Source organism: Aeromonas sp. R4-2, from assembly GCF_040908295.1.
Taxonomy (GTDB): domain Bacteria; phylum Pseudomonadota; class Gammaproteobacteria; order Enterobacterales; family Aeromonadaceae; genus Aeromonas; species Aeromonas veronii.
In genome coordinates this window covers 369,818-385,992 of record NZ_JBFODL010000009.1, presented here as the reverse complement: position 1 = coordinate 385,992, position 16,175 = coordinate 369,818, and the positions used below count along the sequence as shown (strand labels likewise).

Sequence of the window (16,175 nt, the reverse complement as noted above, 5' to 3'; positions counted from 1 at the left end):
GGTGATGGCATTGACGACAAGACCGAAGTGGACAACGGCAGCAACCCGCTTGACCCGAACGATCCTGTTGTTGACCCGAACGGTGACAAAGATGGCGATGGCCTGACCAACGGCCAGGAGAACCAGCTCGGCACCGATCCGGATAACAAAGACACCGATGGTGACGGTATTGACGACAAGACCGAAGTGGACAACGGCAGCAACCCGCTTGACCCGAACGACCCGGTAGCTGATCCGAACGGGGACAAAGATGGCGATGGCCTGACCAACGGCCAGGAGAACCAGCTTGGTACCGATCCGGATAACAAAGACACCGATGGTGACGGTATTGACGACAAGACCGAAGTGGACAACGGCAGCAACCCGCTTGACCCGAACGACCCGCTTAACGGTGGTATGAAGTTGAGTGATAACAGCCTGACTGTTGTGCGCAATAACGCTGTACCGAATGGCGTTGACAGTAACGAGTTGCAAGTGGCGGTAGTCGATGCGGCGGGCAATCCGAAAGCCGGTGTGACCGTCGAGTGGACCACCAGTGCCGGTAGCCTCTCCGGAGCAACCAGTGTCACTGATGTGAACGGTATCGCCCGCATCGAGGTGAGCCATACCGAGATTGCTAGCGTCACTGTGACTGCATCCCTGTTGGGCGCCAGTCAACAGGCTGATGTGAACTTTGCTGCCGGACAGATCGCCAGCGATGGCGTGCGAGTGACCGACCAGAGCGGTAACGAAGTCCCTGCTGATGCACCTGTGGGCACCATCCTCTTTGCCCAGGTTCGCCTGGAAGGAGAAGCAGATGCACAAACCGGACGGGGCGACGAACAACTGACTGACGGTACGCGGCTGACCTACCAGTGGCAGCGCACCAAGGATGGCGTGAACTGGACCGATATCGGCACCCAGGATCGCTACACCACGACCGGGGCGGATCAGGGTTACACCTTCCGTGTCCACGTCACCACACAGTGACGGCCAGGAGACGAAGGTCTCGTCAACCGTCTTGTAATAAACAGGTTGCCCATCTGCTGATGGGCAACCAACACCAAGTAGTAATTAACAGGAAAAAGTAAATGAACCATATCAACAAGTTTGGCCGCAAGCGCCCTGTAATCCGTCGTTCTACCCTGGCAGCTGGCCTGCTGGCCGCGCTGTTGAGCAATGGCGCTGCCGCACTGGTCTCAACCAACAGCGCAGGCCCCATTCACGGCCGTCAAATCACCGTCGTAGCTGCTCCCCAAATCGAGGGCTTGGGCGTAGTCGGTGTGCCGGTCACGCTGCCATCAGTTCCCGGTACTGCCGATGCGGACGGTGATGCCCTGGCCGACTGGTACTACGTATGGCAACTGGACGGCGTTGACGTCGGCACCGAACAGCTCGCGGGCAGTATTGATGCGATCCCGTCCTACACCCCGTCCGCTGCCGATGCGGGCAAGAAGCTGACCCTCAAACTGCGTGCCGTAGCGGACGAGCGCAGTTTCCCGGTGGCCACCCGTTATTCAGAAGAGAGCCTCTCCAACGTTATCACCATTGCTGCCGGTGAGCTGGAGATTGGTGGTGAAGGCCCGATCGACCCGAATCCGGAGATCCCGGGCTCTATCGCTATCGATGCTAACGGTAACGGCCATGGCCCCGAGAACCAGGAGATCAAGGTCGATATCGGTTCTTCCGTCACTAACAACAACGCTGGTGGCGAGCTGGAGTGGAGCTTGGGTGGTGCAGACAGTGGCCAGTTCTCCATCGATGAAAATGGCGTGCTGACCCTGAAACCGCAGGATGCCGAAAACCCGCTTGATAGCGATGGCAACGGTACCTATGTGGTGGAAGTGACTGTGAAGGATCCGGTAACAGGTGCAGAAGATACTATCACCATCACCATCACAGTTGACAACGTGGTTGAACAAGCTACCGCCGTCAAGGTAGTGGATGCCGCTGGTGCAGAAATCACCGGTAACCCGGTCGTCGGCGATGTGCTGCACTCCGAAGTGACCTTGAATGACGGAGCCGGCGCCAAGCGTGACCGTACTGATGCCACCTACCAGTGGCAGCGCCGCAATACCGTCACCGACGGTGAGTGGGAAGAAGTGACTGGGGCGACTAGTGCAACCTATACTCTGACTGGTGCAGATCAGGGCTATGAGTTCCGAGTGGATGCTAATGGAAAGTAAGTTTCACTAAGCTAAACTGAGGTAAAAGAATGAGGCTCGTACCTACGGGCCTCATTTATGTCGGCGAGTAAACGTGCATCATACTGGTGAAAGAGATATGTAAAACCAGTGTCACAGTGTTACGCCGATACTTTCTAGATATGGGTGAGTGAAATATGAGTATCTATTCGCATAAATACGGCCACTATAAGAAATTTATTTTCATTATTATTTTGTTATTCCCATGCTTTTCGCATGCAAAGAATAGCAGTAAAACTGAGGTAGTACATGGACATCAAATCGCTATTACCATGGCGCCAGTAATCTCTGGTGCTGTGGAAACTTTGCCGGTAACCATAAATCAGCCACCTTCATATACTGATCAGGATGGTGACTCGCTAGTTGATTGGCAGTATGTTTGGGTGGTTGATAATGTCGAGCAAGGTCCCGCCGCATCTTTTAATAACAATTGGCCTAGCGTATCGTTTGTGCCGCCTGTTGGTAGTGGTGGTAAAGATCTTAAGTTGAAAGTAACAGCGATAGCTAATTCGCAAACAAGCTATCCTCCAGAAACTGCAGTATCTATACCATCCTTTTCTAATAGTGTAAATATTGTTCCGGCCACAATAAGTTTTAGTCAATCTGAGATCACGGCGCACGTAAGAAGTGGAGTTTCGCGAGGTATTCAAGTGGGTCAATATATAGTTACAAATTACCATATTAACAGTTACGGAAGAGATCTTGTTTGGACTATAAGTGGTCCTGATGCTCAATATTATAGTCGCGCTTCAGAAAGCTCTGAGTGGATAAATCTAAGCGCCCGTAGTTATAATAACCCGACAGATCAAAATGGTGATGGAATATATGAGGCTACAATTAGCGTGCGAGATCCAAAGACAAATGCTCAGGCTGCTATACGTTTTATATCACACATACTGCCATAAACTGATGGTAGGCAAAGAAAAAAAGCGAAACGCTATGAGATACTAGAAGCTGATAGGGGCACGCGATACCAGATTGCATGCCTCTAACCGTTCGTTGTTTCCCAAATAGATGCAGCTTGAATGGAACTAACTGAGGACTTGGTGAGCTGATCACCACCATCTCCTTCAAGTCTGCATCATGAGTACGTCGCTTCACCCCATCACCAACTGGCCTCAATACAATAAATCATTGATTAGCCGTGGTTCAATCACCTTCTGGGTTGATGCCGAGGCCATGATCAACTGGTTTCACCACGGCCATCATGGGGGCTGCAGGGCGTTGTTTCCCAAATCAACCATCAAGCAGCAACTGCCCTAGCCCCTGGTGACCGCTACACTCGGGGCTTTCTGATAGACATGCCCAGAGTATTCAGCTTGTTTATGGCGCTTACATACGCCATGACTTCTCCCACTTGGCCATTGTAGTTACGCAGACTGATTTTCCCCGCCAGCAACTGCTTAAACCGATACATCGCCGTCTCGACCAGCGAGGGACGGTGATACCCCGATATCTTCTTCCTGTGTGTCAGCCCTTCCTTGTGCATCACCAGCACCGACTGTATCAATGATTCAGAATTTGCCTACATACTGTCGTAAAAGAAACTGAAATAATAGCCAAATATTTAAGTCGCGATATCACAGCCTTTTTTGGCGATGATCTCACTAATCTGAAGGTTGTCAGGCGTGGTTGACTGTATGCGATATCGAGATGGATGATAAACTATAATTAACTGATCAAGTTTTGTCTTCGTATTTTTATGTGGAATATAAACTCTATCTACTGAAAGATGTGTTTTAGTATAGTTACCACTAATGGTTTTAGCGCTATCAACACAATGAAAATATGCTAATTCTGATATTGTTTTGCAAAGTCCACCATTGGATAAAATTAATATGCGTAACTGATTTTCTTGACGCAGATTTTGGATTATTAAATTTAGCAGGCGTTGTCAGCCTTTGCGGAGGTGTTTGACCATACATAATGTTCATCGGCATTTTTTGTTTTTGATGTTGTAAATGGGAAAAAGTTTTGATGGTATCGCGGAACGTGACCTGCATAAGCTAGCAAGGAATATATAAATGCTTTTAGGTGAGGAGGACCACTGATAGTTATATCGTAATAGACTTCTCAGAAGAGAATATTATAGGTGTGATAAAAATACACTAAGTGGCATTAACTTCATTGATTGCTGGTTTTGTGTAGATAATATTGTTGTTGATAATTTACAAATGGTAAGTAATGATGCTAAATAAATACAAAACATCTATGATCATCATGCATTGGCTTGTCGCAGTTCTGATGGTATTGGTTATCCTGCTGGCCTGCTTCTATTGGTCTATTAAGACTTTCCAGTTGCCCTTTGACAAAGACACAGTGTTTGCCGCTTTTATCGGCCATGAAACGGTCGGTTTCTTTTTACTGTTGGCGACCCTGGTGCGGATCTGCAATACCCGACTGCACAGCGCGCAGAGACCCCATTCAATCAATGTGGAACACCTGCTCAAGCACGCTCTTGAGCAGGCTGCGCACCTGTTCCTGCAGTACGGGGTGATTATTCTGACCCTGTTGGGGTGGGCCACCGCCAATGCCAAAGGATATGAGTTGCGCCTGTTCTGGCAAGAGTGGCTGACCCTGCCCAACCTCGTCGAGTTGGGTGATCCCAAACAAGCGGCCACGAACAGCACCTACCAGATCTTGTTGCAGTGCCACAGTGTGCTGGCCTTTGCCATGATCGCCGTGGTGCTGCTGCATATCACAGCGGTGATGGTGCACCGGCTCAAAGGGCACAATCTCTTGGCCAGAATGTCATTACGCTAGGCGTTGTATAACGGTCGGCAGGGATAATCAGCCTGCCGACTTGCCCACGTTTTGATAATGTTCTAGATTATAATCAATAACTTACTGACTTAATCATTGGCTTGATAGAGGAATCACATGGCAACAATCATGATTGTGGATGACCATCCGGCCATCAGAATGGCTGTTGGTATCCTGTTAAAAAATAAGGGCCACCAGATCTCGGGTGAATTTGATAATGGTATCGATGCCCTGGCCCAGATCCGCCTGCAAGCGCCCGACATCTTGGTGCTCGATATCAATATTCCCCGTATCGATGGCTTTGATGTTATCAAGCGTTGCCACGAGCTGGCCATGCCACCAAGAATTATCGTGTTAAGTGCCCATGACAGCGATCATGTCAAAACCCGCTGCGTTCAACTGGGTGTCTCTGCCTTTGTCTCCAAGCTTGATGACCTCACCAAGCTCTCTTCCGTGGTAGAGCAGGTGCTGGCTGGCTACGTGCTATTTGACCATGCCCTCCGTTTTGATGCTGCCAGTAAGTCAGATATCGACAGTGCAGAGGTGTTGAAGACGCTTTCTATGCGTGAGATGAGTGTGCTGATGGCGCTGGCAAGAGGCGATAATAATAAGAAAATTGCCAACGATCTGGTATTAAGTGAAAAAACCATCAGCACTTATAAAACAAGGCTGATGACCAAGTTGCAGCTCAACAATATTGTCGATCTGCTTAACTTTGCCAAACGCCATAATCTGGTCTGAGCTATGAAAAACATTCTGACACTGTTTTTTTTTATCACTTGCTCCGCCGTTGTCGCTTCGGAAACAACGGATCAGAGCGTAATTCCAATCTTTTCCCGTGAGCCGGCCCCCGTCAGTCGAACCGCTAGCCCCTTTAATACCGCCGAGCAGGCGTGGTTACACAATAAAAAGCAGTTGGTGTTGGCTGTGCCTGCCCCCGACAATCCACCGCTCGATATCTCCATGATGTCCGGTGACTATGAGGGGGTTACGGCTGACATTGTTGGGCTGCTCTCTGCCACCTTGGGTATCCCTGTCATCGCCAAGCGCTATGAGACACGCTCAGCAGCGCTGCAGGCAATCAGGCGTGGTGAGGTGGATTTTATTGGTGCCGCAAACACCTACGAATCTTTTCAGGGTTTTTTACTCACCAAACCCTATATTAGCGATACCCCGGTGCTCTTTATTCGCCAGGGCATAGAGGTAGATGACGTTGAATCAGTTGCGGTGCCACAAGATTACCTGCCAGATGAGTTTTTCAACTCCTTGTTCAGTGATAAAAAAGTCATTCATTACTCAGGACGTTACAGTGCCTTGGCCAGTGTCGCCTACAAAAGAAATGACGCAGTTTTGATCGACTTGTTATCTGGGAACTTTTTAGTCAACAAATTCTATCTGGAGAATGTTGAATTCGGAAAAACGATACCATTCAACTCTTACGGTTTCTCATTTGCCCTCTCTCCTGAAAACAAACTCCTCCAGCAATTAATAAACAAAGCCATCGACACCATCCCGGCTACATCCATCAACGCCATTTATCAACGCTGGGCTGGAGGTGGCGTTTCACTGGTTGGCGAGTCGCTCAATCTGACCTCGGCCCAAAAGACATTTCTGGCACAAAAGAAAGAGATAACCCTGGCAGTCAATGACCGGATCCCGCCGATGGGATTCGTCGATCAGGATGGCTATTTTCGAGGCATCTTGGCTGATTTGATACAAACGATTCGGCTACGGCTCGGGATTAATGTCAAGTTGGCAGTCATGAATGACTTGCGTCATCAATTGGATGCGGTGCAATCTGGTGATGCAGATGTGACCATTGCCAGCCCCAATAGAAAATACAGCCAGCCATTGGTTTTTAGCAGAGCTTTTGTATTAGATCCGTTGGTTTATGTGATCAGAAAGGAAAATTACGATAAGTATTCAGATGTTGAGAGTGTGCTGAAGGATGGCCCGTTAGCCTTGGTAAAGAGTACCGTAGCGGAGAAATTGGTTGAAGAGTACCAGTCCGATAATCTGAAAGTCACCTATTTTGACAAGTACGATAATGCATTGGCATGCGTTGCCAATCTGTTGTGTAATGCTGCTATTGTGCCATTGAGGCCTGCTCAATATTTCATCAACAGTAATCATACCGATTCACTTGCTGTGGGGGGGGAACTTTATGACTCGCAGCCGGTAGCTGCAGCCTTTACAACACGGCCAGAGAATCGTGAGCTGATTGAAATATTGGATAAGGTCATTGCATCAATTCCGCCAGATGAACTGGAAGTATTATCCAGTCGTTGGCGAGTCAGTGCCAAGCAAGATATATTGACCTTGAATGATGTGTTTCATCAATTCTGGCTGGAGATCGTTGCGGCAACCGTCACGCTATTGATAGTGGTATCATGGGCATTGATCTTGCGCCGCCAAAACAATGAAAGAAAGCGTGCTCAATTGGCGCTAAAGCAACAACTTAAATTCATGGACGATCTGGTTGACAGTATTCCGCATCCTGTATTCGCCCGAGATAAAGATAACAACTTTATACTATGTAATAAAAGCTACTGTAGCTTTGTTGGGGTTGAAAAAAAGCGCATGTTAGGCACAAATATTGCCAACCTGCCGATATCGGAACAATCACAAGAAGATCTTCGAGAGATTTACCGTAAGCTTCATGAAAATGGGGTTAGTTATAATAATGATCACTTATTGAAACTTGCGGATGGTCGAGCCTTTCATGTTTATTATTGGCTGCATATCTATCATGATCTATCAGATGAAGTCAGTGGTATTATTGGTGGTTGGCTAGATATCAGTGAACGTCATCGCTTGATGGAGGAGTTGGCAGAAGCCTCACAACGTGCAGAATATGCTAATAGAGCCAAGACAACATTTCTGGCGACCATGAGTCATGAAATTCGCACCCCGATGAATGCAATAATTGGTTTGCTTGAATTGACCCTTCGCAAGGGCGGCATTAGTGCACAGGCGAATGATTCAATCGAAATCGCACTCAAGTCTTCGAAAGAATTGCTCGGATTGATTGGGGATATCCTTGACGTATCCAAAATTGAATCAGGCAAGCTTGAGCTATCTCCTGCTCCTCATAATATTGCTGAACTTAGCCGCTCAGTCATTAATGTTTTCACAGCGAATGCACGAGAAAAGGGGCTTTACCTCACATGTTCCATCGATGATGAACAGACGGTTTTGATCGACTCGATGCGTTACAAACAGATCATATCAAACTTGATCAGCAATGCGATTAAGTTCACCCACAGAGGGGGTGTTGATCTTGCTCTTACACTCTTAAGCGAGGGTGACGAGTGCGTGGTGACGATAAATGTTACGGATACCGGGATAGGGATAAGCCAGGATGATCAAACTCGCTTGTTTCAACCTTTCAGTCAGGTAGAACAGTCTCAAGATGAGTATCGTTCTGGTACCGGGCTCGGTTTGATGATTTGTCGTACCCTGTGCGAAATGATGGGAGGCCGTCTCGAACTGATGAGTGAGCCGGGTCAAGGTACAAGGGTTCTGATATCACTTCGGTTACCAATCGTTGCCAGTTCTGCTATGGTGCGGCCATCACTCCCGACGTTGAGTGACCTATCAGCTATTGCCACCCGGAGCAGTCGAATTCTGATTATCGATGATCATCCAACTAATCGATTGTTGGTGAATCAACAACTGACCTTTTTAGGGCACGAGGTTACGATGGCTGAGTCCGGTCGGGATGCCTTACAGCAGTTAGTGGATCAACGCTTCGATTTCATTATTACTGATTTTAATATGCCGGATATTAATGGCCTTGATTTTACTGAGCGCTATCGTCAGCAAGAGCGAGACGAGCAACGAGAACGGACTGTTATTATTGGGCTGACCGCCGATGCGAGACAAGAGCAGATCCAGCATGCGATCGAAGTAGGCATGGATGATTGTTTATTCAAGCCTGTCAGTCTGGATCAGATTCGTGATTGTCTTGCCAAGCATGATCCACGACCATCGGGTAATGATGCACAAGTGACGACTAGTGCAGCAATAGCTGAACGGATTGACCAGGTGCTTGGGGGATTAGCAGCCGGAAACACCCAGTTTATGTTGCCTTTGTTACAAGAGTTCTTGAAGGCAACGGATGAAGATATCGCGATGTTGACATTGGCTAGTAACGATAATGATAGCCGGCGTTTTCTCGATTACTTGCACCGAATTAAAGGTGGTGCAAGGATCATCGGTGCTGATCACCTTGTTGAATGTTGCACCGAGTGGGAACAAGCACCCCATTTGAGTGGGTCTATGTCGAGAGCGCTGGAGCAGGTTAATGATATTTATGGCCAAGTAAAACAGGGGGTTTTATATTGGCAGGAGAGCAAAGGCGTAATTGAATAAGAGAAGAGATGAAGGATAGTTTAAATTATCACACTATAATTGAGGTGATTTTCAGACCCCTTGGATTAAAAATGCAAGGGGTCTTTTTATTTTAAATTTACTCGAATCCAGAATTTAACGTTACTGACTTAGCTTTCCAATTTAGATGCCAACTGCTCAATTCATGATATGGCATCGCTTTTCCTGCAATATAACCTTGGCATATATCACAACCCAATTTTTTTAGAGCTTGCCACGTATCTATATTCTCTACGCCCTCGGCCACTGTTTTTAGTCCAAGGCTATTGGCCAGTTTGATACTTGTTTCTATGATAGCCAGATGTGATGGCATGTTGTGGCAGTGATCGACAAAAGTACGATCAAGTTTTAACTCGGTGAAAGGGAGCAAAGCCAGCTGCTGTAGTGATGAGTATCCTGTGCCAAAATCGTCAATAGAAATACCGAACCCATGCATTCTTAACCGTGTCAATACTTCAAGTGCTTGACCGATATCTTCAGTAAACGCACTTTCCGTAATTTCCAGAGTGATTTTCTGAGGGGGGATCTGGTTCAATCCACAATGTAGTAGCAGAAAATTGCTCAAGCTTTTATCAGTAAGTGAACTCGCCGATAAGTTTAGAGCCATATTTAATGATGGTTTGCCTTTGGCACACTGATGGTATTGTGACAGGGCATCACGAATAATCATCTCGGTAAGTAGGTGCATGAGATCATGTTTTTCTGCCAATGGTATAAATAGATCCGGTGGTATCATCCCATATGTTGGATGAAGCCAACGAGCAAGCACTTCAATGCCACACCATTCACCAGTGAAAAAGTCAACCTTGGGTTGATACCATGGGTATATATGTCCATGCAGAATCGCATATTCCAGGTCAATATTGGTGATTCGTGGTTCTTGTTTCTTATCGGATAAAACGGTTGATACAGGTGACCAACGTTCGATTAATGCTTCTAGCTGAGAGGGGGTGGTCGGTTTATCAACTTTACCTAATATTTGTAGGCCAAATTCTGCTCCCATTCGCAATACCGCATCAACCACATCGTTCTCTAGCACACTAGAAAGAATGATTCCTCCTTTAAATTCTTTAGAGGAAAGTCTTCGTAGCAGCGCCATGCCATCCATTCCTGGGAGCCTTAGATCACAGAACAGAATGTCGACACAGTTTTGTTCACAAACCTCCAGCGCATCAAACCCGTCCTCTGCCTCTAAAATATGTTGGAAACCCATGTTTCTAAGCATACTGACCAGTATGGTGCGGTGAAGTGCGTAGTCTTCTACAATCAGGAGAACCTTGTCTCTATTGTTTCCGATATGTGCATGTGCCTCCATCTTGCTATTTTTCCTCTTGAAATGATGCATGAGTGGTATCGAATGGTTCTTAATAAAGCTGATGTCTATGAGTGACTTGACCTTGTCATCTATTTTAGCAGCTTATATGAAGAAGTGTGTTTGCGGAGGTACGTAAATATTCTGACAGGCAATCTCTTGTGATCTACTACAGGAGGCACTGGGACGGTGACAGCAAGTCGTATGATATGTGTTACAGGGTAGACCTTAACCACATGAAAAGATGATTAAAAGCTTTATTTTTTACACGGTTAGATTTTTGATTTTCTATACTCTTGTCAATATATGCTGATTGCAAAAAGAGTGTGACTACCAATCTGGTTGCCCCTCCAAAGAGGGGCCTTTTAGTTATTGGATTGATGACTTGTTTATTCATTCTTGTTTATGAATATAAGCCTGACTATCTTAGGTTAGATTAGGGATTCTCTAAGGATTCACAATGATTATCTACTTGCAGTTAAATTGTTACTCTGTTCCTTAATTAAGGGTCAGACCTGCATCAACAATGAAATCTTGGCCGGTACAGCCATTGGATTCGTCAGAACCCAGGAAGAGGGCCATGCGAGCACAATGTGAGCCATCGAGACGGAATTTGAGTGCTTGCAGTTCGACAAACTGGTTCACCGCGGCAGGGTCGAGTTGCGCCCACATAGCATCCTGTTTGGGGGTACGGATTGCGCCTGGTACCAGGCTGTTAACCCGAATGCCTCTCGCGCCCAACTCCTGCGCCAGGGTACGGGTAAAACCATGGATGGCGGCTTTTGACAGGGAGTAGCAGACTCTCCCGGGGCGGCCCCGCATCCAGTTGATGGAGCCCATATTGATGATGCTGCCGCTCCCTTTTTGCTCCATGCCTGGCAGCACGGCTTGGATCGCAAACAACTGGTGACGCAGATTGATATTGATGCGGTTTTCGAAATACTCCTCGGTCAGATCCTCAATTTTATGGTGATCATCGCTGCCCGCGTTGTTGATCAGGATATCGACACTGCCCAGCTGTTGTTCAATGGTCGTAAAACACGCTTTGAGCAGAGTCAGGTCGGTGACATCGCAAAACAGAAACAGGCAATCGAGCTCATGCGCGAGTGCTTCGCCTGCTGATTTATCAAAATCGAGGAAGGCGACTTTGGCACCCTGGCTGACAAAGGCGCGCACCAACTCTTCGCCAATGCCACTGGCACCGCCTGTGATAACGGCGACCTTGCCGACAATAGAGTGATATTGTACTTGCTGGGAATAGTTCATAACTGCTCTCCGTGAGTCATAGATTGAATTCATCTGGCAACATTAGAAAAAGTATTTAACACCAATGCGGATCCGGTATGCTTCTGCATCATAGGCAATATTTCTATCGTACCACTGTAATTCCAGATAAGGCATCCATTGTGGATTGATTCGATAGCGGGTTTGACTGGTTAGCTCCCAGTGATGATCTTTCCCATTAGCACTGTTGAAATTGTTAACACGAGAAAAATAGTGCGATTCAAAAGTATGGGTCAAGGCTGGCGTTATTTTATTGACAATATAGAGTGCGTATTCATTGGTATCGTTATTATCGCCATGACCATCAAGATCCGTAGTTAGATAATTTTGATGATTGTAACGGTATCGTGCAATAACGGAAAAGTTATCGGTAAAGTTGTACTTTCCATCCAGATACGCAGAGCCACCAGAGCCAGAGCTAGAGGAGTTAACCAAACCACCGGCATTGACCGAGAGTTTAGTGGTTAAATTTAATAGCGGATACCACCCTTCAATTTCGTTATAACTGTGCTTTAGCTTGTCTAGTTTATCGGTATTATACGCATTGCTGACCATAATACCCGCACCAGATTCCCAGTTATAGCCGAGTCGCAACAATAACTCATGTTGGTCGGTAGCAAAGTTAAATGCCTCACGGCTTTCAAAATAACCGCCCGCGAAAGCTGCATTGCAGCATATAAGAGGGATTAAGCATATTTTGGGGTGGATATGCATAGTGATTGACTCGCCAATGGTAAGTTAATATTAAATCGTGCAGCGATTGGCATGAGGTAAATTAATTACCTCATGCGATGGTTTTTATCAGCCGGCTATTGAATGTTTTGCTTTACCAACTTATAAGTGGCACAGAAATCCTCACGGCCCAAACCGTTATTCAGGCCTTGCTGGTAAATGTTATTCACCAATTCGACTCCGGGCAGGGTCAGCGCCTCTTCGCCCATGAGGTTCTTCATAATGCCGATATCTTTGGCCATGTTCTCCAGCGAGAAGACTGTGTCGTAGTTCTCGGCGATCAGGGCACCTATCTTGCTGGTCAGATAGAAGTTGCTGCCGCCACCGTAAGAGACTGCGGTGTTGAAGCTCTCTTTATCGATGCCGAAGTGATCGGCGGTGGCCAGCATTTCGTTGACACTGTTCTGAATTTGGGCGACCAAGGTGTTGTGCAGCACCTTCATGATCAAACCACGGCCGTTACCCCCCATGTGGATCTGGTTGCTGCCCATCATGGCCAGCAACGGCTTGACCTTTTTGTAGGCGGACAGGTCGCCACCTATGTAGATCCCGAGCTCGGCCGCCACGGCGGCAGGGACCGATTTGACCACGGGCGCATCGAGCATCACGGCACCGGTTTCTGCTACCTGGCGGGATAAGGCGATTGACACGGCTGGGTCAATGGTGGACATGTCGATGGTGATCTTGCCGTGACCAAGGTGTGGCAGCAGTTCGGTATAGACAGCTTTGACGTGTTCGGAGCGCGGTACCATGGAGATGATCACATCCGCATCGGCTGCCAACCTGGCAATGGAAGGGGAGGCGATGGCGCCTGCATCGACCACACGGGCGACAGCCTCCTGATTGATATCGAATACCAACACATTGCCATCAAATTTTTTGACGATGTTCTTTGACATCGCTTCGCCCATCAGACCAAGACCGATAAAGCCGATAGTTTTCATCCGTTGTTTTCCTTAAATGTGGGTTTAGCAAGACCGGCGATGTCAACACGCATGCTGAACAGCGCACCTGAGAGCGGACGTGCTGCCAGTTCGGCGGCGTCCATATTTTCGCGAGTGGTAGTGATGAAGAGGGTCTTCATGTCCTCACCACCAAAACAGACCATGGTGGGGCAACGTACCGGCAAGGGATATTCGGCCAGCAATACCCCCTCTGCAGAGAAGCGGGCGATACGATGGCCATCAAACAGGGCGCTCCAGTAGCATCCTTCGACATCGATTGCAGCCCCATCCGGGCGCCCTTCGCCGGCGCGGGCTGCAAACTCGCGCAGCAGTTGCCGTTGACCGAGTGAACCGTCGCGGGCCAACGGAGTGCGATAAAGGCGGCGGTTGGGGGTATCAGTGGTGTACATCCAGCGCATGTCCGGGCTGAATGCCAAGCCATTGGCTCCCAGAATGTCGCACTGGATCACCGACATCTGCAGCTCGGCATCAACCCGGCATAGCAGGGCGCCGTTGTAATCTCGTGGGCTCCAGTAAGTGCCCGCATAGAAACGACCCGCCTGATCGGTACCGCCATCATTAAAACGGGCCAGCGCTGGGTTATTGGGGTTATCGGCGACTTTACGCTCAATTTGCCCGTGTTGATCACACAGATAGATCCCGGTGCGCATCGCGGCGATAAAGCCACCCTGTTCGCGCAGGGCAAAACAGCCCACTTCTTCGGGGACGGGGATTGTCGTCATGGCGCCGCTTTCGGGGTGATAGCGGTGCAGGCAACGCTCGAGAATATCGGTCCAGTAGAGCGCCTGTTCATCAGTGCTCCAGGTCGGGCACTCGGGCAGATGGCCGCGGTAGTCGGCCAGTAGCAGAGCAGGATTAGGCATAGTGAGAAACCTCAAGCAGCATGGCGATCTGCAACTGCCCATTGGCTGGCACAGTGGCCATGGCCAGCGCAGGGTCACCAAAGCCACCGTTGTTGATGGCATCATTGATATGAGAAACCGGCTCGATGGCGATGAAGTCACGATCGGCGGGCGGCAGAAACAGGATGGCGTGAGACGCATCGGGTGAGCTCAGGGTCACCATCAGCTTCTCATCTGGCCAGCGCACCCGTGCACAGCCACTCCAGTGATGGAAGCAGTTATCGACACTGGCGGGTTCAGGTTTGCGCCAAGTGCGATAGTTCCATTGGGTCGGTAGTGGCGCGAGACCAGTGGGCAGGGACTTGTGGTCGTTGAGTACCACACCGCCTGCGTCGAACTGGATCTCGGCGTGCGCCGCACGGGGAAAATAGGGGTGAAAGCCCAGCCCGGCCGGGACCGCGTGATCGGCCAGATTGTGGTAAGTGAGTATGATATGCAGCGCATTCTCTTGCAGGGTGAAGCGCTGAGTTGCCCGATAAGGCCAGGGCCATTGCGCCGCGGATGCTCCCTGTGCATCATGGTGCAGGGTCAGCACGACAGAGTCATCATCTGCATCCCCTTCTTGCCATGGCTGCTGCCAGCCGTTGCCATGAATTGAGTGGGGATGATCGCCAAAGTTACACAGCAGGGCGTAATCACATCCGGCGAAGTGAAACCGTCCATGAGCGATACGGTTGGAGTAAGGTACCAGGGGAAAACAGCCCCCCTGGTTGACCGTGACGTTCTGACCATCGGGCAGAGAGCGCAAGATCTCCCTGCCATGCCAGGTCAGTTTGCCGATAGCACCACCGAGCTCGGGGATGAGCTCCAGATCAAGCGGGCCGCTTTGGCGGTGAAGCCTCTTCATCAGTAAACCTCGCCACCGGATATGCTCAGACGTTCCCCCCGGATCGCGGCGAGCTGTTCACGGGCGCGAGCCAGCAGGTAACTCATGTCGGAGCCGAGCGCCACGAAGCTAAAACCCATCTCTTGATATTTGTTCACCAGCTCGGGGTTGCCACCGACGATCCCGCAAGGCAATCCCAAGCGCTGGCATTTCTCCAGCCCTTCGCGGATCTTGGCTTGCACCTCGGGGTGAGAGGGATTGCCAATATGGCCCATGGCTGCGCTCATATCGCCGGGGCCGATAAAGAAGCCGGTCACTCCTTCAATGGCCATCTCTTCCATGGCATCAATGGCGTCAGGGGTCTCAATTTGCAGGATCAGGCAGAGCTCTTCCCGGGCTTTACGCACGAATTCGGGGTCGGCACCGTAACCGGACGCACGATGCACCGCGGCAAAGCCGCGTTTGCCGAGGGGAGGGTAGTATGCCGCCTCTACCGCTTTGCGGGCTTCTGCTGCACTGTTGACAAACGGCACCATCAGCGACGTTGCACCGCCATCCAGCGCCCGTTTGATCAACACAGTGTCGTTCCAGGCCAGGCGGTAGAGTGGGGTGGTGGCTGGGTTGCTGGCACGAATGGCGCGATCGATGCGGATCGCATCCAGGCTATCGACCGGTACATGTTCCTGGTCCAGCACCAAAAAATCGAAACCGACAGTCGCCATGGCTTCCGCCACCGTATCGCTGCCAGTCATCATCCAGGTGCCCAGTGGGCGTGGACCTTGAGTAATCGCAAGTTTGAACGGATTCATTGTTTGC

The 16,175-nt window shown here is 49.2% G+C and carries 13 protein-coding genes and 2 pseudogenes; 7 read left to right on the top strand and 8 right to left on the bottom strand.

Annotated features, from left to right (window positions below; genetic code table 11):
• The 4 genes and pseudogenes from AB5Y99_RS06800 to AB5Y99_RS06785 form a co-directional block, all read left to right on the top strand.
• Window positions 1-969 (top strand): Ig-like domain-containing protein (locus AB5Y99_RS06800; protein WP_368209134.1); only part of this gene is annotated, 969 nt, incomplete at its 5' end.
• Between the two features lie 101 nt (window positions 970-1,070).
• Window positions 1,071-2,165: a hypothetical protein gene (locus AB5Y99_RS06795; RefSeq protein ID WP_368209131.1), complete on the top strand. Its 1,095-nt coding sequence runs from the start codon at window positions 1,071-1,073 to the stop codon at window positions 2,163-2,165.
• A gap of 155 nt (window positions 2,166-2,320) precedes the next feature.
• Entirely contained in the window at window positions 2,321-3,088 is a 768-nt protein-coding gene (locus tag AB5Y99_RS06790; protein WP_368209129.1) for a hypothetical protein, read from the top strand.
• Between the two features lie 178 nt (window positions 3,089-3,266).
• Window positions 3,267-3,395, top strand: a pseudogene (locus tag AB5Y99_RS06785) (IS5/IS1182 family transposase); the annotation flags it as partial.
• Window positions 3,396-3,459: 64 nt separating this feature from the next.
• Here AB5Y99_RS06785 and AB5Y99_RS06780 read toward each other — a convergent pair.
• Window positions 3,460-3,684, bottom strand: a pseudogene (locus AB5Y99_RS06780) (IS5/IS1182 family transposase); the annotation flags it as partial.
• A 683-nt stretch (window positions 3,685-4,367) separates the two neighbouring features.
• Between AB5Y99_RS06780 and AB5Y99_RS06775 the strand changes: the two are divergent.
• The 3 genes from AB5Y99_RS06775 to AB5Y99_RS06765 all read left to right on the top strand — a co-directional run bounded on the left by AB5Y99_RS06775 (window position 4,368) and on the right by AB5Y99_RS06765 (window position 9,320).
• Complete coding sequence (locus AB5Y99_RS06775) at window positions 4,368-4,946, top strand: cytochrome b/b6 domain-containing protein (RefSeq protein ID WP_368209127.1); 579 nt, start codon at window positions 4,368-4,370, stop codon at window positions 4,944-4,946.
• Window positions 4,947-5,063: 117 nt separating this feature from the next.
• A complete protein-coding gene (locus AB5Y99_RS06770) occupies window positions 5,064-5,687 on the top strand; it encodes a response regulator transcription factor (protein ID WP_323892313.1) in 624 nt (207 codons plus the stop codon).
• Between the two features lie 3 nt (window positions 5,688-5,690).
• The gene (locus AB5Y99_RS06765; RefSeq protein ID WP_368209125.1) at window positions 5,691-9,320 is read left to right on the top strand and encodes a transporter substrate-binding domain-containing protein; all 3,630 of its coding nucleotides are present in this window, start codon (window positions 5,691-5,693) and stop codon (window positions 9,318-9,320) included.
• Window positions 9,321-9,417: 97 nt separating this feature from the next.
• On the opposite strand, the gene AB5Y99_RS06760 is transcribed toward AB5Y99_RS06765, so the two are convergent.
• The 7 genes from AB5Y99_RS06760 to AB5Y99_RS06730 form a co-directional block, all read right to left on the bottom strand.
• A complete protein-coding gene (locus AB5Y99_RS06760; protein ID WP_368209122.1) occupies window positions 9,418-10,653 on the bottom strand; it encodes an EAL domain-containing protein in 1,236 nt (411 codons plus the stop codon).
• Between the two features lie 495 nt (window positions 10,654-11,148).
• Complete coding sequence (locus tag AB5Y99_RS06755) at window positions 11,149-11,916, bottom strand: SDR family NAD(P)-dependent oxidoreductase (RefSeq protein ID WP_368209120.1); 768 nt, start codon at window positions 11,914-11,916, stop codon at window positions 11,149-11,151.
• Window positions 11,917-11,958: 42 nt separating this feature from the next.
• On the bottom strand, window positions 11,959-12,648 hold the full coding sequence (gene ompL / locus AB5Y99_RS06750; protein WP_368209119.1) for a porin OmpL: 690 nt from the start codon (window positions 12,646-12,648) through the stop codon (window positions 11,959-11,961).
• Between the two features lie 95 nt (window positions 12,649-12,743).
• On the bottom strand, window positions 12,744-13,610 hold the full coding sequence (locus AB5Y99_RS06745; RefSeq protein ID WP_368209117.1) for an NAD(P)-dependent oxidoreductase: 867 nt from the start codon (window positions 13,608-13,610) through the stop codon (window positions 12,744-12,746).
• Window positions 13,607-14,494 (bottom strand): SMP-30/gluconolactonase/LRE family protein, encoded by an 888-nt coding sequence (locus tag AB5Y99_RS06740; protein WP_368209116.1) that lies wholly within the window; start codon window positions 14,492-14,494, stop codon window positions 13,607-13,609. The genes AB5Y99_RS06745 and AB5Y99_RS06740 overlap by 4 nt, the downstream gene beginning before the upstream one ends.
• Window positions 14,487-15,380: an aldose 1-epimerase gene (locus tag AB5Y99_RS06735; protein ID WP_368209114.1), complete on the bottom strand. Its 894-nt coding sequence runs from the start codon at window positions 15,378-15,380 to the stop codon at window positions 14,487-14,489. Before AB5Y99_RS06735 ends, AB5Y99_RS06740 begins: the two co-directional genes overlap by 8 nt.
• Window positions 15,380-16,168 (bottom strand): HpcH/HpaI aldolase/citrate lyase family protein, encoded by a 789-nt coding sequence (locus AB5Y99_RS06730; protein WP_069556388.1) that lies wholly within the window; start codon window positions 16,166-16,168, stop codon window positions 15,380-15,382. The genes AB5Y99_RS06735 and AB5Y99_RS06730 overlap by 1 nt, the downstream gene beginning before the upstream one ends.
• Window positions 16,169-16,175: the final 7 nt, after the last annotated feature.

Bases quoted from the DNA above. Each gene is read 5' to 3' on its own strand.
- AB5Y99_RS06790 (WP_368209129.1), top strand. From the start codon at position 2,321: ATGAGTATCTATTCGCATAAATACGGCCACTATAAGAAATTTATTTTC.
- AB5Y99_RS06730 (WP_069556388.1), bottom strand. From the start codon at position 16,168: ATGAATCCGTTCAAACTTGCGATTACTCAAGGTCCACGCCCACTGGGC.
- AB5Y99_RS06745 (WP_368209117.1), bottom strand. From the start codon at position 13,610: ATGAAAACTATCGGCTTTATCGGTCTTGGTCTGATGGGCGAAGCGATG.
- AB5Y99_RS06740 (WP_368209116.1), bottom strand. From the start codon at position 14,494: ATGCCTAATCCTGCTCTGCTACTGGCCGACTACCGCGGCCATCTGCCC.
- AB5Y99_RS06765 (WP_368209125.1), top strand. From the start codon at position 5,691: ATGAAAAACATTCTGACACTGTTTTTTTTTATCACTTGCTCCGCCGTT.
- AB5Y99_RS06760 (WP_368209122.1), bottom strand. From the start codon at position 10,653: ATGGAGGCACATGCACATATCGGAAACAATAGAGACAAGGTTCTCCTG.
- AB5Y99_RS06735 (WP_368209114.1), bottom strand. From the start codon at position 15,380: ATGAAGAGGCTTCACCGCCAAAGCGGCCCGCTTGATCTGGAGCTCATC.
- AB5Y99_RS06775 (WP_368209127.1), top strand. From the start codon at position 4,368: ATGATGCTAAATAAATACAAAACATCTATGATCATCATGCATTGGCTT.
- AB5Y99_RS06770 (WP_323892313.1), top strand. From the start codon at position 5,064: ATGGCAACAATCATGATTGTGGATGACCATCCGGCCATCAGAATGGCT.
- AB5Y99_RS06795 (WP_368209131.1), top strand. From the start codon at position 1,071: ATGAACCATATCAACAAGTTTGGCCGCAAGCGCCCTGTAATCCGTCGT.
- AB5Y99_RS06755 (WP_368209120.1), bottom strand. From the start codon at position 11,916: ATGAACTATTCCCAGCAAGTACAATATCACTCTATTGTCGGCAAGGTC.
- ompL (WP_368209119.1), bottom strand. From the start codon at position 12,648: ATGCATATCCACCCCAAAATATGCTTAATCCCTCTTATATGCTGCAAT.